This is a genomic window from Streptomyces sp. NPDC047042, assembly GCF_040644035.1.
Taxonomy (GTDB): domain Bacteria; phylum Actinomycetota; class Actinomycetes; order Streptomycetales; family Streptomycetaceae; genus Streptomyces.
In genome coordinates, this window is sequence record NZ_JBEYVP010000079.1 from 1 (window position 1) to 19,872 (window position 19,872).

Sequence of the window (19,872 nt, forward strand, 5' to 3'; positions counted from 1 at the left end):
ATCCGGTAGGACTCGCCGTAGCGCCGCCGCAGGTCACGGGCGACGGCCCGGGACACCCCGGGGTCGTCGTCCACGGTCATGATGACGGTCCGCGCAGCGTCCGCGGCCTGTGCCATACGTCTCCCACCCCGAACGATCGGAATCACCGGTCGGCGCAGCCCGGTGCCGCGCCACCTTTCAGCCATCGTATGTTCGATGGCCCTGCTTCGCGTCGGTCAGTTCCGCCGCGAACCCAGCACGCAGAACTCGTTGCCCTCCGGGTCCAGCAGGGTGGTCCAGGACTGCTCTCCCTGGCCGATGTCCGCGTGCCGCGCACCGAGGGCGACCAGCCGGTCGACCTCGGCCTGCCGGTCGTCGGGCCGGAAGTCGAGATGCAGCCGGTTCTTGATCGTCTTCGCCTCCGGGACGGGTACGAAGAGCAGGCCGGGCATCCGGTCCGGGGTCGGCCGGATCTCGTATACGTCGTGGGAGTCGTCGACGACCACCCAGCCGAGCGCGTCGGCCCACCAGCGGCCCAGTGCCACCGGGTCCGCCGCGTCAACGATCACTTGTTCCCATTCCAAGGTCATGTGATCAGCGTAGTGAAGACTGGGCGCTGTACGCATCCAAGATCATGACCCGGAGGCAACCGAATGACACGCCCGATCACGGCAGGAGTGGACGGAACGCCCGAGAGCCACGCCGCGCTGGCCTGGGCCGCCCGCGAGGCCGTACGCCGCGACCTCCCGCTGCGGGTGGTGCACGCCTGGCAGCTGGTGCCGGACCAGGCGTTCGGGGCCGCGAGCCGGGAGACCCACGACCAGTGGGTGCGGGAGGGCGTGGACGAGGCCGCGCAGGGCGTCGCCGAACGGCATCCGGAGCTGGACGTCACCGTCGACGTGGTGGAGGGCGGTGCGGCGGACTCCCTCGCCGAGGCCGCGGCGGGGGCCGAGATGCTGGTGCTCGGCTCCCGTGGACACGGGGCGATCGTCGGGTTCCTGCTCGGCTCCGTCGGACAGCATGTGATCGCCGAGTCCGCGCGGCCCGTCGTGCTCGTCCGGGCCGAGGACCGCGCCTCCGACGAGGCCGCCGGGCGTGAGGTCGTCGTGGGCCAGCACGGTGACCCGGAGGAGAGCGGGCCCGCCCTGCGGTTCGCGTTCGAGGCCGCGGCGGCCCGTGGCGCGGGGGTCCTCGCCGTACGCGCGTGGAGTCTGCCGCCGTTGTTCGCGTACAGCCCGGGATCGCTGAAGCTCCTGGAGGAGGCCGGCGGCATGGAACCGTACGAGAAGAACGCGCTGTCCGCCGCGCTGGAGCCGTGGCGCGAGCGTTTCCCCGAGGTACCCGTCACCCAGCACGTCGAGATGGGCAGCGCGGGCGAGGTACTGCTGTCGGCCGCCGCACGGGCGCAGCTCCTGGTTGTCGGACGGCGTGCCCACCGCTCGGCCGTGGGCGCGCGGATCGGCTCGGTCGCCCACGGCGTGCTGCACCACGCGCACTGCCCGGTGGCCGTCGTCCCGCACGACTGACTCAGACGGGCGGCGCCGCCTCGTCCGTCGGCAGGGGCAGCGACTGGCGGGCCTTGGGCAGGATGTTGACGATGTAGTCCTTGACCGCCTCGTCGAGACCGATGTCGTGCTGCGCCCGCTCGGACAGGTACCAGCGGTGCTCGAGGAGCTGGTGGTAGATCTCGGCCGGGTCCACGTTCCCGCGCAGCTCGCGCGGCACCTCCCGCACGGTCGGCCGGAACACCTCCCGCACCCACCTGTGCGCGAGCACCTCCGGGCTGGCCCCCAGGGGGTCGCCGGGCTCGTAGTCGTCCTGGGTGGCCATCCAGCTCTCCAGGTCGCTCAGCAGCCGCCGCGCCTGGTTCTCCTCGGTGTCCAGCCCGGTCAGCCGCAGCAGCTGCCGCTGGTGGTGGCCGGCGTCGACGACCTTCGGTACGAAGGTCACCGTGTCGCCGTTCGAGGAGTGCTCGATCTGCATCTCGGCGACGTCGAAACCGAGCTCGTTGAGGCGCCGGATGCGGCGCTCGATGTAGTGGTACTTGCCCGCCGGGTAGACGGAGGTGCGGGTCAGCTCCTGCCACAGCCGCTGGTAGCGGGCGCAGATCTCCATGCCGAACTCGATCGGGTCCACGGAGGGGTGCAGCGCGCCGGACGCCTCCAGGTCCAGCAGCTCACCGCTGATGTTCACCCGGGCGAGATCGAGGTCGTACTCGCGCTGGCCGTCGCTGAGCTGCGGGTGCAGATCGCCCGTCTCGGCGTCGACCAGGTACGCGGCGTACGCGCCCGCGTCCCGCCTGAAGAGCGTGTTGGACAGGGAGCAGTCGCCCCAGGCGAACCCGGCGAGGTGGAGCCGCACCAGCAGGACGGCCAGCGCGTCCATCAGCCGGTGCATGGTGGCCGGGCGCATTGTCGTCTCGAACATCGAGCGGTACGGCATGGAGCCGCCCAGGTGGCGGGTGATCAGTACGGGTTCCAGGGCGCCGCCGTGGTCGTCGGCGCGCCCGGTGACGACGGCCAGGGGGTCGACGGCCGGGATGCGGAGCCGGTCCAGGTCCCGCAGCAGCTCGTACTCGCGCAGGGCAGGGCGTTCCGCCAGTTCCTTGACCGCTATGACCTCTTCCCCGGCACGCGCGTAGCGCACGACGTGCCGGGAGATACCGCGCGGCAGCGGAACGAGATAGCGGTCGGGCCACTCCTCCAGCGGGAGGTGCCACGGCAGCTCGAGCAGGAGTGCGGGGTGCTCGGGGTTGGTGGCGCTGATCTGCAATGCCATGGCTCGACCGTTCTCGTTCCGCGGGTGATCGTCAGCCCACTCTAGAACGCCTGGTCAATGGGCCCGCTCCCGTGCCAGCCCGGCCGCCTCCCGCACGCCGCCGTGGTGCACGGGCCCGTGGCCGGGCAGGACGACGTCGGCGGTGAGCTTCTCCAGCAGGTCCAGCGAGGCCACCGCACGCGCGCGCTCACGGTGGAACATGTCGGGCAGCAGCTGCGGGCCCTTGAGCCGGGAGGTCGGGTGCCCGCTGACCAGGGCGTCGCCGGTGACCACGACACCGGCGTCCGGGAGATGGAAGGCGCAGTGTCCGTCGGTGTGCCCGGGGGTGTGGACGGGGATGGGCCCGCCCGGCAGGTCGAGCGCCTCCGGGAACGGCTGCGGCTCGCCGACCGGCACCTGCGCGGTACCGCCGGAGCGGATCGCGTGCACCGCCCAGGGGAGCACCCCCGGCCGCCACCCGTTCCTGAGCACGTCCCCGACGCTCACCTGGTGCAGGAAGTCCCGGCGCGCGTGCGGCACTTCGGCCTCGTGCGTCAGCACCGGCGTGCCGTACGTGGAGCGCAGGTACTCGGCCGAGCCGATGTGGTCGTTGTGCGCGTGCGTGACGAGTACCGCCGCAACCGCCTCCGGCGAACTCCCCACCTGCGCCAGCGAGTCGAGCACCAGTTCCCGGTCGCCGGGGTAGCCGGTGTCGATCAGTGTGGTGGCGTCCCCCTCGGTGAGGATCACCCAGTTGGTGTTGCTTCCGTGTACGAGGTAAATGCCATCGGCGACTTGCTGGACGTCTGCCCGCATGTTCTTCCCGTTCTGCAGTGCGCTGCCGGATGGCGCACAGCAAAGCAGATCGCGGGGGAGCGGCTCACGACGGGTCGGGTCGTCCGGTGCTCACCGAACGCCCTGTGGCCGGAACTGGATGCTGATCCGCGGGCCCGTGGTCCGTGTGCTCTTGGGAATGGCGTGCTCCCAGGTCCGCTGGCAGGAGCCGCCCATGACGATCAGGTCCCCGTGCCCGAGCGGACGCCGCAGTGTCTCGCCGCCGTGCACCGGCCGCAGCAGAAGGTCGCGCGGTGTGCCGACGGACAGGATGGCGACCATGGTGTCCTCACGTGCGCCGCGCCCGATCCGGTCCCCGTGCCAGGCGACGCTGTCCCGCCCGTCCCGGTAGTGGCACAGCCCGGCGGTGGTGAACGGTTCCCCGAGTTCGTCGGCGTAGTGCGCGCAGAGCGCGTCGCGCGCCTCGGCCAGCACCGGGTGCGGCAGCGGGTCGCCGACGCCGTAGTAGGCCAGCAGCCGGGGGACGTCCACGACGTGGTCGTACATCGTGCGGCGCTCGGCCCGCCAGGGAACCTCCGCCGCCAGTACTTCGAACAGGGCGTCGGCACCGTGGAGCCAGCCGGGGAGTTCGTCGATCCAGGCGCGGTGGGTCAAGGGAGTACGGCGCATTCCGGCCAGTGGGCCGAGCCGGATCTCGTCGGTCTGGTCGAAGAGAGAGCCTTGAAGATGCGCGGTCATGGCATCAGCCTACTCCGGCATTCGAATGTACGTTCCTATTTGATGAGTGGCGTGATATCGCCTGCCGGAACCCCTTCGGATACATCGATGTATCGGATACATTCCTGTATCGAACGGAGGGCCGGACATGGCGGTCGAGGGAACGACGGGGCGGGTGACCAAGCGACGCGTGCGGACACGGGCCAATCTGCTGGAGGCCGCGTTCGCGGTGTTCGCCGCGAAGGGCTTCGGGCGGGTCTCGATCGAAGAGGTCTGCGAGGCGGCCGGCTACAGCAGAGGCGCGTTCTACTCCAACTTCGACAGCCTCGACGAGCTGTTCTTCGCCCTCTACGGGGAGCGGGCCGCACTGATCGCCGAACAGGTCGCGGGGGCGCTAGCCCTGGACGGCCCGGATCTCGACGTGCCGGCGGCTGTCGACCGGGTCACCGAGATCCTGCTGCTCGACCATGACTGGCTGCTGGTCAAGACCGACTTCCTGGTCCACGCGGCCCGGATCCCGGCCCTCGCCCAGACCCTCCTGGAACACCGCGAGCGGCTGCGCCGGGCCGTCGCGGACCGGCTCGCCCGGGCCACCGGACACACCGAACTGCCCGCCGTACTCGGCGACACCGAGGGCGCCGCCCACGCGGTGATCGCCGCGTACGACGGGGTCACGACCCAACTGCTGCTGGACAAGGACGTCGAGCACGCGCGTGCGTGGCTGAAGCAGCTGCTCACCGCACTGCTGACCGACGGCCATGACAACCCGGCCGCGCACAGCGGCGGATGAGAAAGGACAACGGTCGCCATGGATGCGGACGTCATCGTCGTCGGAGCCGGCCTCGCCGGACTGGTTGCGGCCCACGAGCTGACCAGCAAGGGCCGCCGGGTCGCACTGGTCGACCAGGAGAACGCCGCCAACCTCGGCGGCCAGGCCTTCTGGTCCTTCGGCGGGCTGTTCCTCGTCGACTCGCCGGAGCAAAGACGCCTCGGCATCAAGGACTCCTTCGACCTCGCCTGGAGCGACTGGCAGGGCAGCGCCCAGTTCGACCGCGTCGACGACGAGGACTCCTGGGCGGTGAAATGGGCGCGCGCCTACGTCGAGTTCGCGGCCGGGGAGAAGCGGTCCTGGCTCGCCGGTCACGGCATCTCGTTCCTGCCGACGGTCGGCTGGGCCGAGCGCGGCGACCTGCGCGCCCACGGACACGGCAACTCCGTACCGCGCTTCCACGTCTCCTGGGGCACCGGCACCGGGGTCGTCGAACCGTTCGTGCTCAGCGCCAAGCAGGCCTCCCGGGCCGGCCTGCTGACCTTCTACCACCGCCACCAGGTCGACGAGCTCGTCGTCACGGAGGGCGCAGTGCGCGGCGTACGCGGCACGCTCCTCGCCGAGGACACCTCGCCGCGCGGAGTGGCGTCCAACCGGGACCGCGTCGGCGACATCGAACTCACCGCCCAGGCCGTGATCGTCACCACCGGCGGCATCGGCGCCAACCATGACATCGTGCGCCGGTACTGGCCCGAGCGGCTCGGCACGGCACCGGCCGAGATGGTCACCGGCGTACCGGCCTACGTCGACGGGCGGATGCTCGACATCAGCGCCGAGGCTGGCGTGCGGCTGGTCAACCGCGACCGCATGTGGCACTACACCGAGGGCATCCAGAACTGGAACTCGATCTGGCCCGGCCACGGCATCCGCATCCTGCCCGGCCCGTCCTCCATGTGGTTCGACGCCCTCGGCCGCCGCCTGCCCGACCCCTGCCTGCCCGGCTACGACACCCTCGGCACCCTCAAGTACCTGCGCACCACGGAGGACATCGCCGAGTACGACCACTCCTGGTTCATCCTCACCCAGCGGATGATCGAGAAGGAGTTCGCGCTGTCGGGCTCCGAGCAGAACCCCGACATCACCGCCAAGAACCGCAAGGCGTTCCTCAAGGAGCGCATCCTCGGCAAGGGCGCCCCCGGTCCGGTGGCCGACTTCGTCAAGCACGGCGCGGACTTCGTGGTCGCCGGCGGCCTCGACCAACTCATCGGAAAGATGAACGAGTTGACCGACAAGCCGCTGCTCGACGTGGACCGGGTGCGCCGTCAGATCGAGGCCCGCGACCTCCAGATCGCCAACCCGTACAGCAAGGACGCCCAGGTCCAGGGCATCCGCAACTCCCGCCGCTACATCGGCGACCGGCTCGGCCGCACCGCCGTCCCGCACCGCGTCCTCGACCCCGAGGCCGGCCCGCTCATCGGCGTCAAGCTCCACACCCTCACCCGCAAGACCCTCGGCGGCATCCAGACGGACCTCGACTCACGCGCGCTGGGCGCGCAGGGCGAGCCCGTGGAGGGGCTGTACGCGGCCGGCGAGGTCGCGGGCTTCGGCGGCGGAGGCGTCCACGGCTACAACGCCCTGGAGGGCACCTTCCTCGGTGGCTGCCTCTTCTCGGGCCGAGCGGCCGGGCGGGCGGCGGCGCGGGCGACCGCCTGAAACTCTCAGCACCTCACGAAGTCAGTGCTTTCCCCCGCCCCCGGACGTCAGCAGTTCGGCCAGCACTGAGGCGTGACTCTGCGCGGGGGACCTGGTGGCGGTGATGAGCGTCACCGGTCCCTCGCCGGCCAGAACGCGCAGCGCGTCCAGGCGCTCCACCGCGTCGGGCTCGGCCAGCTCTGCCTTGTAACGGCGCCGGAACTCCTTCTCGGCGTCGGGGGTGTCCTCCTGGGCGTGGTGCCAGCGGCGCAGCTCGGTCGACGGCGTGATGGCCTTCGGCCACTCGTCGACGTGCGCCGCCTCCTTGGACAGACCGCGCGGCCACAGCCGGTCGACCAGGACGCGGGTGCCGTCCTCCGGCTCAGGAGGTTCGTAGACACGGCGGACACGGACGGTCACGAGCGGCCTCCCGGGTGGTCGCGGAGATACCTGACCGAAAGAATGATGTGCCTGGTCGTGAGGGGTCGCAACTTGACCATAAGGAGGAGGAATCCTCGCGGTGACGCCTCTATGGTGAAAACCCTGAAGACGATCAGATCCCATACCGTAGGAGCTCGCGTGAGACGCCCCAGGAAGTACGCAGGCAGACCCACCGCCGTTCTCCGTCGTGACGCCGTCGTCGCGACCGTACCCGTCGCTCTCGCAGCCCTCCTGGCCGCCGCCGGCCCCGCGGGAGCCGCGACGACAGGCACCTCCGGTGTCGGGGACCCGTACTTCCCGCTGTCCGGAAACGGCGGCTACCACGTCGGCCACTACGACCTGCACCTCCGCTACGACCCCACCAGCCGCCGCCTCGACGGCAGGGCCGTGCTCACCGTCCGCGCCACCCAGAAACTGACCCGCTTCAACCTCGACCTCAGCGGACTGAAGGTCACCGCGCTCACCGTCGACCGCGTCAACGCGAACTTCCGGCGCTCCGGGCAGGAACTGACCGTCAGCCCTCGCCGCGCCCTGAACAAGAACCAGACGTTCCAGGTCGCCGTGAGCTACACGGGCGTGCCCAAGGCGGTCATCGACCCTGACGGTTCGAAGGACGGCTGGATCACCACCGACGACGGGGCGTTCGTCGCCGGCGAGCCACAGGGCTCCATGAGCTGGTTCCCGGGCAACAACCACCCCAAGGACAAGGCCTCCTACGACTTCACGATCACCGTCCCCCAGGGGCGCACCGCCGTCGCCAACGGCGTGCTGCTGAGCCAACGGACAGCCGGCGGCAAGACCACCTTCCGCTGGCGCCAGACGGAGCCGATGGCCTCCTACCTGGCCACGGCGACGGTCGGGAAGTTCAAGGTCGAGCAGTACACCACCCGCGGCGGCATCAAGGTCTACAACGCCGTCGACCCGCGCGAGGCCTCCGCCGCCGCGCCCGTACTGAGGAAGCTGCCGTCCGTCCTGGACTGGGAGGCGAAGCTCTTCGGCCCCTATCCGTTCCGCGCCGCCGGAGCGATCGTCGACCGCGCCCCGCAGGTCGGCTTCGCGCTGGAGACGCAGACCCGTCCCGTGTACGACCAGGCACCCGACCTGAGCACCCTCGTCCACGAGAGCGCGCACCAGTGGTTCGGCGACTCCGTCGCCCTCACCAGCTGGAAGGACATCTGGCTCAACGAGGGCTTCGCCACCTACGCGGAGTGGCTGTACGCGGAACAGCACGGCGGACCGAGCGCCCAGAAGACCTTCGACGGCCTGTACGCCACGGCCAAGAACGACGAGCTGTGGTCCTTCCCGCCCGCCAACCCGGGCAGCGGCGCGAACATCTTCGGCAGGCCCGTCTACGACCGCGGTGCCATGGCGCTGCACAAGCTCCGCAAGGCGGTCGGTGACCCGGCGTTCTTCAAGATCCTGCGCACCTGGGCCACCCAGCACCGGGGCGGCCACGGCACGACCGCCCAGTTCACCGCCCTCGCCGAGCACATCTCCGGCAAGGACCTGGACAAGCTGTTCCGGACCTGGATAGGCACGAAGGGCAAGCCCTCCGCGCCGTAGGCCGCCCCGGCGTCACACCCCGCTCCCCGGGTTCCGGCCCGGGGAGTGCGTCTCACTGCTCGCGCATGCCCCACGGCGAGCCGTACGCCGTCAGCAGGTCCAGGAAGGGGCGGGCCGGGAACGCCTCCGGGCCCAGGACACCCGTACCGGACCAGGCGCCGGTGGCGACGAGTTCCAGGGCGACGACCGGATTGACGGCCGTCTGCCACACCACCGCCTGGGAGCCGTACTCCGCCATCGACCACTGGTTGTCGACCACGTGGTACAGGTACACCTCGCGCGGCGCCCCGTCCTTCGTGCCCTTGACCCAGGTCCCCGCGCATGTCTTGCCGTGCATACGGTCGCCCAGCGTCGCCGGGTCGGGCAGACAGGCGGCGACGACGTCCCGGGGCGACACGGCGACCGGGCCGGCGGCGCCAGGGACGGTCACGGGGTCGGTGCGGTCCAGGCCGAGCAGATGCAGCGTCCTGAGGGTCTGGATGAACTCCTCGCCCAGGCCGTACTTGAAGGTGACGCGGCGCGCGTCGATCCAGCGCGGCACGAGCAGCACCTCCTCGTGCTCGACGTTCACGCACTCCACCGGACCGATGCCCTCGGGGAAGTCGAACACCTCCGGCTCGCTGAAGGGCGGTGTGGTGAACCAGCCCCGGCCCGTCTCGTAGACGACCGGCGGGTTCAGGCACTCCTCGATCGTCGTCCAGATACTGAAGGACGGTGCGAAGTCGTAGCCGTCCACGGTGAGGTTCGCCCCGTCCCGGATGCCGATCTCCTCGATCTCGTCGAAGAGTTCGTCGGCCGCGTACCGGGCGAACACATCGGACATGCCCGGCTCCACACCCACGCCGACCAGGGCCAGCGCGCCCGCCTTCGCCCACTCGTCCGCCGCCGCGAACTGTTCGTCCCCGAGCTTGACCCCGCACTCCTCGTAGGGCCGCTCGGCGTGCGGGCGTGACAGGGACATCGCCATGTCCAGATAGGTGACTCCTGCGGCGCGGGCCGCGCGGAACAGCGGCATCACAAAGCGCGGGTCGGTCGCGTTGAGCAGGACGTCGCACCCGTGCCGGGTCAGCAGTTCCGCCACCGCCGCCTCGTCGGACGCGTCGACCCGCTCCGCCACGAACCGGTCGCCGGCATCGAGCGCGGCCACCGCGGCCTCGGCGCGCACCGGGTCGTAGTCGGCCACCACCATCAGGTCGAAGAAGGACCGCCTGGCGGCGATCCGGGTGATCGCGGTCCCCACACCGCCGGCTCCGACGAGCAGCACACGCATGGCAGAACTCCCTTTTGCGAGGTTCGTAAAGGTTCCGACGCCGTTGTCCGCCGATCCAACGCCTCGCCCTCGTCTAAGGTCAATGGCGTTGGCATAAGAACCGAAGCGGATCGAAGGGGATCGCCGTGCCGAAGCAGGTAGTGCCGGAGGAGAAGCGCCGGCGTCGCCGTCCCACCAGGAGCGGCACCGTGCTGTCCGAGCGGCTGATCGTCGACACCGCCCTGCGCATGCTCCGCGAACACGGCAGCGCCGGCCTCACCGCCCGCCGGCTGGGCCTGGCCCTGGACGCCGACCCCAGCACCCTCTACCGCTACTTCCGCGGCATGGACGACCTGACCCTCGCCATCGGCGACGCGCTCATCGGCCAGGCACTCCAGGGCTGGCGGCCCACGGGGGAGTGGCAGGCCGACCTGCGCGCCATCGGACTGCGCATCCACGCCGTGTACGTCGGCCATCCCCAGGCCGCGGTGCTGACCGCCAGCCGCGTCACGGGCCGCGCAAACGAACTGGCCGCCGACGAGGCCATCCTCGACGTCCTGCGCACGGCCGGTTTCCCGCTGCCGGAGACGGTACGGATCTACCACGCCTTCATCGACCAGACGCTGGCCTTCGCCGCCCTCGACGCCGCCTCCCTGGCCCTGCCGCGCGCCAGCCTCACCGCCGACGAGGACATGTGGCGCTCGACCTACGCCCGTCTGCCCCGCAGCACCCACCCCCGGATCGCCGAAGCGGCCCCGCTGCTCGCCGCCCGCATGGTCGCCAGCGCCTATCCGACGGCCCTCGACATGCTGCTGGACAGCGCCGCCGGGACACTCGCCGCAGAAGGCCCCGGCAGGATCTGTGATATTGAAAGCTGAGCCGATTGGATGTAACCAGCAGCCAGGACACCCGTGGACCCCAGCGACAACAACACAGGCAACGACTCGGAACCCCAGCCGACCGCGCCCTCGGACGAGCCCACAACCGAGTCCACAGCCGAGCCCACGACCGAGCCCCGCCCGGGCCGGCGCCGCTGGGCCATGGACACCCGGCCCCTGCGCCGCCCCGCCTACCGCCGTCTGTGGACCTCGACCGCCGTCACCGCCGTCGGCAGCCAGCTCACCGCCGTCGCCGTGCCCAAGCAGATCTACGACATCACCCAGTCCTCCGCCTGGGTCGGCTACGCGAGCCTCGCCGGGCTCCTGCCCCTCGTCGTGTTCGCCCTGTGGGGCGGCGCCGTCGCCGACAGCATGGACCGCCGCAAGCTGCTGCTGATCACCAACACAGGCATCGCCGTCACCTCGCTGCTGTTCTGGATCCAGGCCCTGGTCGGCCTGGACTCGGTGGCGACCCTGATGATCCTGCTCGCCGTCCAGCAGGCGTTCTTCGGCCTGAACTCACCGGCCCGCAGCGCCGTCGTCGCCCAACTGGTCCCCGAGGAGGAACTGGCCGCCGCCAACGCCCTGGGAATGACCGTCATGCACACCGGCCTGGTCGCGGGACCGCTGCTCGCCGGCACCCTCATACCCGTGGTGGGCCTCGCCGAGCTGTACCTCATCGACGCGCTCGCCCTGTGCGTCACCCTGTGGTCCGTCGTACGGCTGCCCTCGCTGCCGCCGGGACCGGCGGCCTCCCGGAAGGCGGGCGCACGGGAGATCGCGGCCGGATTCCGCTACATCGCCCTGCACAAGGTGCTCCTGCTCTCCTTCCTCGCGGACATCGTCGCCATGGTCTTCGGCATGCCCCGCGCCCTCTTCCCGCAGCTCGCCGCCCAGACGTACGCCCCGTACGGGGAGGGATTCGCCCTCGGCCTGCTGTTCGCGGCGATCCCCGTGGGCGCGGTGCTCGGCGGTCTGTTCTCCGGCACGTTCTCGCGGGCGCGCCGGCACGGCTGGATGGTGATCGGCGCGGTCGTCGCCTGGGGGCTGGCGATCACGGGATTCGGGCTGAGCACCAGCCTGTGGGTGGCCGCGGCGTTCCTGGTCATCGCCGGGGTCGCCGACATGGTCTCCGGTGTCTTCCGGATGGCGATCCTGCTGTCGGCGGTGACCGACGAGATGCGCGGCCGGATGCAGGGCGTCTTCACGGTGGTCGTGGTGGGCGGACCCCGCCTGGCCGACCTTCTGCACGGCACCACGGCATCCGCCCTCGGACCGCGCACCGCCGTCGCCGGGGGCGGACTCCTGGTCGTCGCCGTCACCCTGGCCCTGACAGCCGCGATGCCGGCGCTGCGCCGCTACCGCGTCCGATGACCGGCCCGGACCTCCTCACCCCGGCCCCCGCTTGTGCAGCGAGAAGTGCTCCATCAGCCGGCCCCGGGTCAGCTCCAGCCGATGCGCGAGGATCTCGGCGATGACCCGCACCAGTTGCATCCCGAGGGCCGGGTCCTGCTCACAGAGTTCGAGCACCGCCGAGGCGTCGAACTCGTAGGCGCGTACGGGGCTGAAGGCCTCGGCGCCGAAGTCCCACTCATGGGGCGGGAAGAGCCAGGACCAGCCGAGCAGATCGCCCGCGCCGAGACTGGCCACCGTCACCCGCTGCACCGGTGTCACCTGCTGCACCAGGGAGACCGCCCCGGAGCGGACGACCCAGAACCGGTCGGCGGTGCCGCCCGCCTCGAAGATCGTGCAGTCCTCCGGGAAGGACACCTCCGTCGCGAGCGCCAGCAGACGCTCACGACGGTCGGGGGGAAGGGCGGTCAGCAGCTTCGTCGCTTTGGTCATGAGCAGGGCTCCTCGCCGGCGATCTGGAGGGAAGTCGTCCGCCATGGCAGCGCACTACCCGGTTCCGGTGGCTCCCCTACACCCATTTCAGCCGTTGCGGACGCGGCGAGCACCTCGGCGGCAGGCATGAATTCGGTTTTTTGACACAAGAAGGCCCTGGCTGGACGGGGGAGACCAGCCAGGGCCGTAGGTGGTGGCACGCGGAGGGCGGTCGCCTCGCGGCGAAAGGCTCCATGGGGCTTCAGCCGAACGATCTTCCCCATGGGCTATGGGTGAGGCCCGGGGACACTGTCCCCTCCGCAGCCACGTGGACTAGAACGGCCGGCCCCGCCGGGATGTTCCGGCTCGACCCCGAAGCCAGCCGTGATCCACGTCACGCCCGGTCGCGGGGGTCAGCCCTCGGAGACCTGCGCCATCAGCGTCTGCAGACGCAGCCCCCGACGGGCGTCGAGCTCACCGGCGACACCGCTGCGCACGGCCGTCGCGAACTCGCGGCGCAGTACCGGCCAGCTCTCCTCGAGGTCCAGTTCGGTGCTGTCGAACACCAACTCCGGGCCCGAGCCGAAGAGTTCCACACGGGCGATCCCCTGCGGGACGTTCACCGAACCGGACAGGGAGGCCTGGCTGACCGCGCCGTTCTCGTGCTCGCAGGTGAGTTCGACCCAGCGGCGCGGATCCCCCGCACCGCGCACCCGCACGATGGTCCCCACGGCCGCGTCGAGCAGATCGAGGACATGAGGTCCCAGATCGAGCAGCGCGCCGTGCTCGAGCCGCCAGGGACTCGCGAAGGGGCCGCCCAGGAAGGCATCGCTCAGAAAGCACGCCCGCGCCCCGAACACGTCCGCCTCCCTCGCCGCCTCCAGGAACCGGCGGGTCTTCGGGTGGTAGCGGTTGGTGAGGATCACCTGGGAGACGACACCCGCCTCGTCGATCGCGTCCACCAGCTGCCGGGCCGCCGCCAGGTCCTCCGCGACGGGCTTCTCCAGCAGCAGCGCCTTGCCCGCCTTCGCGGCGCGCGGGGCGAGCTCGGCCTGGACGGCGGGCGGTACGGCGAACGCCACCGCCTCGCAGGAGTCGAGCAGTTCCTCGAACCGGGCGGCCACCGGCACCCCGTACGGGGCGGCCGTCTCCTGAGCGGCCTCGGGGCGACGCGCCCAGACGCCGGCGAGCTCCGTCTCGGGGCCGGCGGCCAGCACGCGCGCGTGCACCCACTGCGCCCAGGGTCCGGCGCCGACGAGCCCGACCTTGACGGGCGCCTGCGCCCACGGTGCGGCGGTACTGGTCACGGCAGGTCCAATCCGTACAGGGGGAGGCCGATACGGAGATCACTCTGCGGGCCCGTCCGCCGTACCGTCAACCATGGTCCGTGCAGGGTCTGCGGCGGGTACGTGCCGTGCGCTCAGCGGAACACGTTGTCCGCGTCGTCCCAGTGCGCGAGTTCCTCCGCCGCCGGGTCGGGGCGCGGGGAGCGTGTCCTGGCCTGGTACATCGCGTCGATCTCGAAGGCGAAGTGCCGCACGATCGCGTCCCGGCACAGCTTCATCGAGGGGGTCAGCAGGCCGTTGCTGAGGTCGAAGGGTTCCGCGAGGACCCGGAACACCCGGATCGACTCGGACCGCGACACCGTGCTGTTGGCGGCGGCGACCGCCCGTCCGATCTCCTCCCGCAGGGCGTTCTCCTCCCGCGCCTGGCGGTGCGGTGTGTCCTCCTGGAGGGCCAGCGAGGCGCGCCAGTGCGCCAGGAAATCCGGGTCGAGGGTGATCAGGGCACCCACGCACGGCCGGTTGTCACCCACGATCACCGCCTGGTGCACCAGCGGATGCATCCGCAACCGCTGCTCCAGGGCGGCCGGGGCGACACTCTTGCCGCTGCTGGTGATGATGATGTCCTTCTTGCGCCCGGTGATCGTCAGATACCCCTCCTGGTCCAGCCGCCCGATGTCCCCGGTGGCCAGCCAGCCGCCCCGCAGCGCCGCCCGGGTGTCGGCGTCGTCGTTCACGTACCCCTGGAAGACGGAGGCGCCGTACACGAGGATCTCGCCGTCCTCGGCGACCCGGATCTCGGTGCCCGGCAGCGGCTGCCCGACCGTCCCGAACTTCTCGCGGCCCACGGGCTGCGCGGTGACACCGCCGCCGGTCTCGGTGAGGCCGTAGCCGTCGTGGACGGGGATACCGATACCCGCGTAGAACAGGGCGAGTTCGCGGTTGAGGGGCGAGCCGCCCGAGACCGCGCCGCAGACCCGCCCGCCCAGGGCGGCCCGGAGTTTGCGGTACACCGTCCGCTCGTAGAGGGCGTGTTGCAGCCGCAGGTCGAAGCCGGGCCCGGAGCCGGTGCCGAGCCGCTGGCGTTCGACAGCCGTCGCGAAGTCCCGCGCGGTGCCGACGGCCCGCTCGAACAGGCTGCCCCGGCCGGATTTCTGGGCGGCGCGCAGGAAGTTCTTGTAGATCTTCTCGAACACCGACGGGACCGCGTACAGATACGTCGGCCTGAACGAGAGCAGCGCCGCCGACAGGGCCTCGCCGGCCAGGTCGGGCTCATGGCCCATCAGCATGCCACCGCGCAGACACAGGCCCTGGATCATCAGCCCGTACACGTGCGAGAACGGCAGGAAGGCGAGGATCGTGGGCTGTTCACCGGGCGGCGCCGCCGTGTGCCGCCACCCCCCGAGGAGGGTGTCGCACGGGCTGGCCAGATTGCGGTGGCTCAGGGCGCAGCCCCGGGGATGCCCGGTCGTGCCGGAGGTGTAGGCGATCACCGCGGCCGAGTCCGGCAGCACGATACGGCGCAGCGAGTCGACCGTGGTCATCGGCACCGACCGCCCCAGCTCCACGAGGTGGGGCAGCGCGCCGTCGTCCAGTTGCCACACGTTGCGCAGCAGGGGCAGCGAAGTGCACACCGAACCGACGGTCATGAGGCCCTGCTCGTCCTCCACGACGATGGCGCTGCACTGCGAGTCGGCGAGAATCCAGGCGACCTGGTCGCGCGAGGAGGTCGGATAGATGGGCACGACCTCGGCGCCCACCGTCCACAGCGCGTAGCAGAGCACCGTCCACTCGTAGCGGGTGCGGGCCATGATGGCCACGCGGTGGCCGGGCGAGATGCCGGAGGCGATGAACCCCTTGGCCAGGTCGACGACCTCGTCCCGCAGTTCGGCGGCCGTCACCCGCGTCCAGACCTGCTTGGCCGGGTCGGTGCGGCGCGCGATCTGCGGCAGGTTCGGCTCGCGCAGGGCTGTGTCGAAGACGCTGTCGGCGAGACCGCCCGTCAGCGGTGCGGTGGTGGTGGGGGGAGCGAGGGCGAAGTCGCGCATGCGCTGCTCCTGGATCGTACTGACTGTGACCGCGCCGACGGGTGGAGTTATCGACGGTGAACGAATGTAGCTCAGGTCACGGCCTTTGTTGTCGGGAACTGTGAAGTGTTTTTCCCACGGACCTTCGACGAAGGAGCCAGCCACACCGTCGCGAGCGGCGGCAGGGTCAGCAGAAGGCCCGACGACCTGGGCTTCAGCGTCCCGGAGTTGAGGACGTCGCTACCGCCGTAGCGGGCGGCATCGGTGTTGAGGACCTCCTGCCAGGCGGGGACCGAGCCGGGAACGTCGAGGCGGTACTCGTGCCGGACCACCGGCGAGAAGTTGCTGACGGCCAGCAGGGGCGCTCCCTGCGCGTCGTGCCGCAGGAACGCGAAGACGTTGTCCTCGGCGGCGTCCCCGGCCACCCACCGGAAACCGGCGGGGTCGGTGTCCCGCTCCCAGAGGGCGGGGGTGCGCCGGTAGACGGTGTTGAGGTCGCGGACGAGATCGCGGACGCCCCGATGGTCGGGCTCGGCGGCGTACTCGGTGTCCAGCAGCCACCAGTGGGGACCCTCGGCCTCGGACCACTCCGCTCCCTGGGCGAACTCCTGCCCCATGAAGAGGAGTTGCTTGCCGGGGTGGGCCCACATGAACCCGAGATACGCGCGGTGGTTCGCCCGCTGCTGCCACCAGTCGCCCGGCATCTTCGACACCAACGACTGCTTGCCGTGCACGACTTCGTCGTGGGAGATCGGCAGGACGTAGTTCTCGCTGTACGCGTACACCATGGAGAACGTCATCTCGTGGTGGTGGTACTTGCGATGGACCGGCTCATGGCACATATAGCCGAGCGAGTCGTGCATCCAGCCCATGTTCCACTTCAGGCCGAAACCGAGCCCGCCGCTGTCGGTGGGCCGGGTCACCCCGTCCCAGGCCGTGGACTCCTCGGCGATGGTCATGACCCCGGGGACCCGCCGGTACACGGTGGCGTTCATCTCCTGGAGGAAGGCGACCGCGTCGAGATCCTCCCGCCCGCCGAACACGTTCGGCGTCCACTGCCCCGAGTCGCGCGAGTAGTCGAGGTAGAGCATCGAGGCGACCGCGTCCACCCGCAGCCCGTCGAGATGGAACTCCTCGCACCAGTACACGGCGTTGGCGACCAGGAAGTTGCGCACCTCGGTGCGCCCGAGGTCGAACTCGTACGTCCCCCAGTCCGGATGCTCGGCCCGCCGTGAGTCCCCGGGCTCGTACAGGGACGTCCCGTCGAACCGGGCCAACGCCCAGTCGTCCTTGGGGAAATGCGCCGGCACCCAGTCCAGCAGGACACCGACACCGGCCTGGTGCAGCGCGTCGACCAGATACCGGAAGTCGTCGGGCGAACCCAGCCGGGCGGTCGGGGCGTAGTAGGAGGTGACCTGGTACCCCCAGGACGGGCCGAAGGGATGCTCGGCGACCGGCATGAGCTGCACATGGGTGAAGCCCAGGTCGGCGACGTACGCGGGAAGCTCCTCGGCCAGCTGACGATATGTCAGTCCAGGTCGCCAGGACGGGAGATGCACCTCGTACACGGAGAACGGCTCCTCGTGCACGGCGGATCCGTTCCGCCGGGCGAGCCACTCCTTGTCGCCCCACTCGTAGTGGGAGGCGGTGACGACGGACGCCGTCGCGGGCGGCACCTCGGTGCGCCGGGCCATCGGGTCCGCCTTCATGACCCGACCGCCGTCCCGTCCCACGACCTCGAACTTGTACCGCTCGCCCTCACCCACGCCCGGCACGAACAGCTCCCACACCCCGGCCGCGCCGAGGGAGCGCATCGGGTGCGCGGTACCGTCCCAGCAGGTGAAGTCCCCCGCCACCCTGACCCCTTGCGCGTTCGGCGCCCAGACGGTGAAGCGGGTGCCGGTGACGCCCTGGTGGGTCATCGGCCGGGCGCCCAGCGCCTTCCACAGCTCCTCGTGCCGGCCCTCCCGGACGAGATGCAGATCCAGCTCACCGAGCGCGGGCAGGAAACGGTACGGATCCTCGATCTCCGATTCGCCGTCCTCGTACGACACCAGCAACGTGTAGTCGGGCATCGCGGTACCGGTGAGACGGAGGGGGAGCACGCCGCTGAAGAACCCGTCACCGTCGTCGTCGAGCCTCACCGGCCGCCCGTCCGCGAGCACGCTCACCCCACGCGCGTACGGGCGCAGCGCACGGACGACGACGCCGCCCGGTCCGGGATGCGCGCCGAGCACCGCGTGCGGATCGTGATGGGTGCCGGAGAGCAGCCGCTGCCTGTCGCCGGGCTCCCACAGGCCGTCGGGCCTGCCCAGGGACGGCATGTCGGAGAGTGAGGGATCGTGCAGGGCCACAGCTGTCAGCCTCCTCGGAGTGAGAGTCGCTCGATCGCCGCCATGGGGACGGGGAGCCAGTCGGGGCGGTGCCGAGCCTCGTAGACGACCTCGTACACGGCCCGGTCGGTCTCGTACGCGCACAGCAGCCCCGGGTCGCGGCGCGGGTCCCACCCCGCCCGGGCGGCATACCCCGCGCAGTAGGCCTCGCGGCAGCGCGACGCCCACTCGGGGTGCCACGGCAGGCGCGTGCGTGCGGCGTAGTCGAAGGAGCGCAGCATGCCCGCGATGTCCCGCACCGGGGACTGGGCACTGCGGCGTTCCGCCAGCGGGCGGGACGGTTCGCCCTCGAAGTCGATCACGAACCAGTCGCCGCCGGTTCCGCCGGTGCGCAGCACCTGCCCGAGGTGCAGATCGCCGTGGACGCGCTGCGCGGCCGGACCCGCGTCGAGCCCGGCCAGGGTGTCGAACGCGGCCCGCAGCCCCGGGGCGTACGGCCGCAACGCCGGTACGCAGTGCACGGCGGCGTCGAGTCGCTCGGCCATCGCCGCCGCCGTACGCCTGCTGTGCCGCACGTCGCGGGCGTCGCCGGGGAACGCGGTCGCGAGGGCCAGGTGTACGTCGGCGGTGGCCCGCCCCAATTCGTGGGCCTCGTCGGTGAAGGGGTGTCCGGCGGCGAGGGCGCGCAGGGCCAGCGTCCAGCCGTCGGCGGCGCCGGGCAGGTAGGGCTGGAGGACCCCGAGAGTCGCGTCCTGAGGCAGGTCGGTGCGGAACCAGGCGGCCGGGGCGGGGACGCGGGCGCAGCCCTGCCGAGCGAGGGCGGCGGGCACCTCGAGGTCGGGATGGACACCCGGCTGGACGCGTCGGAGCACCTTCAGGATGAACGCGTCGCCGTACACGAGCGAGGAGTTGGACTGTTCGACGTCGAGGAGACGCGGGGTGAGTCCGGCGGGCACGCCGATGCCGGGGTCGGCCTCGAAGCGCAGCGGTCCGGCTGTTCCGGGGTGCCGCAGGCGCTCGAGGAGCAGGCTCGCCGCCCGGGGGTCGCGCAGGGCGTCGTAGACCAGGAGCCCGGCCAGGGGCCCCTCGTCCGCGTGGCCGATGAGGGCCCGTCTCAGCCGCGTCGCCGGGCGATCCCTCACACCGAGGAGCAGTTGGTAGCAGTCGCCGGGCGGGGGAGGGCCGCCGGGGGTGGGGACGGCCGTGTGACCGGTACGGACGAGCAGATGCAGACAGCCCGGGAACAGCTCGGTCATCGACAGCAGGTCCAGGTCGGTGACGGGCCGGTCCTTGCCCGCGAACCAGCGCTGCTGGGGCAGCCACTCGCGCAGGAGACCGCCGAGCGAGGTCAACGGCTCGGCGAGGGCCGTCCCGCTCGGGCGAAGAGACGCGGTCTTCGGCATGGTGACGCTCCTTTCGCGGGGCACGAACACTCACGGTCGTCGGGCAGTGCGCGGGGCTGGTCTGGTGAGCCGGAACCAGTAGAAGCCGTGGCCGGCGAGGGTGAGGAGGTAGGGGAGTTCGCCGATGGCGGGGAAGCGGACTCCGCCGATGAGTTCGACGGG

General features: G+C 71.1%; 18 protein-coding genes. 6 read left to right on the forward strand and 12 right to left on the reverse strand.

Going from position 1 to position 19,872, the window contains the following annotated elements:
- Positions 1-215: 215 nt before the first annotated feature.
- Complete coding sequence (locus ABZ855_RS46980; protein WP_360819792.1) at positions 216-569, reverse strand: VOC family protein; 354 nt, start codon at positions 567-569, stop codon at positions 216-218.
- Positions 570-632: 63 nt separating this feature from the next.
- Between ABZ855_RS46980 and ABZ855_RS46985 the strand changes: the two genes are divergently transcribed.
- Entirely contained in the window at positions 633-1,505 is an 873-nt protein-coding gene (locus tag ABZ855_RS46985) for a universal stress protein (RefSeq protein ID WP_360819795.1), read from the forward strand.
- 1 nt (position 1,506) lies between these two features.
- Here the strand turns inward: ABZ855_RS46985 and ABZ855_RS46990 are convergent, their stop codons facing one another.
- The 3 genes from ABZ855_RS46990 to ABZ855_RS47000 all read right to left on the reverse strand — a co-directional run bounded on the left by ABZ855_RS46990 (position 1,507) and on the right by ABZ855_RS47000 (position 4,269).
- Positions 1,507-2,757 carry a DUF4032 domain-containing protein gene (locus ABZ855_RS46990; protein ID WP_360819798.1) on the reverse strand — a complete coding sequence of 417 codons (1,251 nt, stop codon included), beginning with the start codon at positions 2,755-2,757 and terminating at the stop codon, positions 1,507-1,509.
- A gap of 54 nt (positions 2,758-2,811) precedes the next feature.
- Positions 2,812-3,552, reverse strand: coding sequence for an MBL fold metallo-hydrolase (locus ABZ855_RS46995; protein WP_360819801.1), 741 nt, complete (start codon positions 3,550-3,552; stop codon positions 2,812-2,814).
- A 90-nt stretch (positions 3,553-3,642) separates the two neighbouring features.
- Entirely contained in the window at positions 3,643-4,269 is a 627-nt protein-coding gene (locus ABZ855_RS47000; protein ID WP_360819804.1) for an alpha-ketoglutarate-dependent dioxygenase AlkB, read from the reverse strand.
- A gap of 127 nt (positions 4,270-4,396) precedes the next feature.
- Between ABZ855_RS47000 and ABZ855_RS47005 the strand changes: the two genes are divergently transcribed.
- A complete protein-coding gene (locus tag ABZ855_RS47005; RefSeq protein WP_360819807.1) occupies positions 4,397-5,038 on the forward strand; it encodes a TetR/AcrR family transcriptional regulator in 642 nt (213 codons plus the stop codon).
- An 18-nt stretch (positions 5,039-5,056) separates the two neighbouring features.
- Positions 5,057-6,730, forward strand: a complete 1,674-nt coding sequence (locus tag ABZ855_RS47010) for an FAD-binding dehydrogenase (protein ID WP_360819810.1) — start codon at positions 5,057-5,059, stop codon at positions 6,728-6,730.
- 21 nt (positions 6,731-6,751) lie between these two features.
- On the opposite strand, the gene ABZ855_RS47015 is transcribed toward ABZ855_RS47010, so the two are convergent.
- A complete protein-coding gene (locus ABZ855_RS47015; RefSeq protein ID WP_360819813.1) occupies positions 6,752-7,129 on the reverse strand; it encodes a DUF488 family protein in 378 nt (125 codons plus the stop codon).
- 159 nt (positions 7,130-7,288) lie between these two features.
- Between ABZ855_RS47015 and ABZ855_RS47020 the strand changes: the two genes are divergently transcribed.
- Positions 7,289-8,713: a M1 family metallopeptidase gene (locus tag ABZ855_RS47020; RefSeq protein WP_360819816.1), complete on the forward strand. Its 1,425-nt coding sequence runs from the start codon at positions 7,289-7,291 to the stop codon at positions 8,711-8,713.
- Positions 8,714-8,765: 52 nt separating this feature from the next.
- On the opposite strand, the gene ABZ855_RS47025 is transcribed toward ABZ855_RS47020, so the two are convergent.
- Positions 8,766-9,983: a saccharopine dehydrogenase C-terminal domain-containing protein gene (locus tag ABZ855_RS47025; protein ID WP_360819819.1), complete on the reverse strand. Its 1,218-nt coding sequence runs from the start codon at positions 9,981-9,983 to the stop codon at positions 8,766-8,768.
- Positions 9,984-10,108: 125 nt separating this feature from the next.
- Between ABZ855_RS47025 and ABZ855_RS47030 the strand changes: the two genes are divergently transcribed.
- Both ABZ855_RS47030 and ABZ855_RS47035 read left to right on the forward strand, forming a co-directional pair.
- Positions 10,109-10,840: a TetR/AcrR family transcriptional regulator gene (locus ABZ855_RS47030; RefSeq protein ID WP_360819821.1), complete on the forward strand. Its 732-nt coding sequence runs from the start codon at positions 10,109-10,111 to the stop codon at positions 10,838-10,840.
- A gap of 33 nt (positions 10,841-10,873) precedes the next feature.
- Complete coding sequence (locus ABZ855_RS47035; RefSeq protein ID WP_360819824.1) at positions 10,874-12,214, forward strand: MFS transporter; 1,341 nt, start codon at positions 10,874-10,876, stop codon at positions 12,212-12,214.
- A 15-nt stretch (positions 12,215-12,229) separates the two neighbouring features.
- Here ABZ855_RS47035 and ABZ855_RS47040 read toward each other — a convergent pair whose 3' ends face one another.
- The 6 genes from ABZ855_RS47040 to ABZ855_RS47065 all read right to left on the reverse strand — a co-directional run.
- A complete protein-coding gene (locus ABZ855_RS47040; protein ID WP_360819827.1) occupies positions 12,230-12,685 on the reverse strand; it encodes a cyclic nucleotide-binding domain-containing protein in 456 nt (151 codons plus the stop codon).
- A gap of 392 nt (positions 12,686-13,077) precedes the next feature.
- Positions 13,078-13,971: a Gfo/Idh/MocA family oxidoreductase gene (locus tag ABZ855_RS47045; protein WP_360819830.1), complete on the reverse strand. Its 894-nt coding sequence runs from the start codon at positions 13,969-13,971 to the stop codon at positions 13,078-13,080.
- A 113-nt stretch (positions 13,972-14,084) separates the two neighbouring features.
- On the reverse strand, positions 14,085-15,995 hold the full coding sequence (locus ABZ855_RS47050) for an AMP-dependent synthetase/ligase (RefSeq protein ID WP_360819833.1): 1,911 nt from the start codon (positions 15,993-15,995) through the stop codon (positions 14,085-14,087).
- A 71-nt stretch (positions 15,996-16,066) separates the two neighbouring features.
- Positions 16,067-18,298 (reverse strand): 1,4-alpha-glucan branching enzyme, encoded by a 2,232-nt coding sequence (glgB, locus tag ABZ855_RS47055; RefSeq protein ID WP_360819839.1) that lies wholly within the window; start codon positions 18,296-18,298, stop codon positions 16,067-16,069.
- 35 nt (positions 18,299-18,333) lie between these two features.
- Positions 18,334-19,710, reverse strand: coding sequence for a maltokinase (locus ABZ855_RS47060; protein WP_360819836.1), 1,377 nt, complete (start codon positions 19,708-19,710; stop codon positions 18,334-18,336).
- Between the two features lie 30 nt (positions 19,711-19,740).
- The coding region (locus tag ABZ855_RS47065; protein ID WP_360819842.1) for an alpha-glucosidase C-terminal domain-containing protein at positions 19,741-19,872 on the reverse strand (132 nt) is incomplete at its 5' end.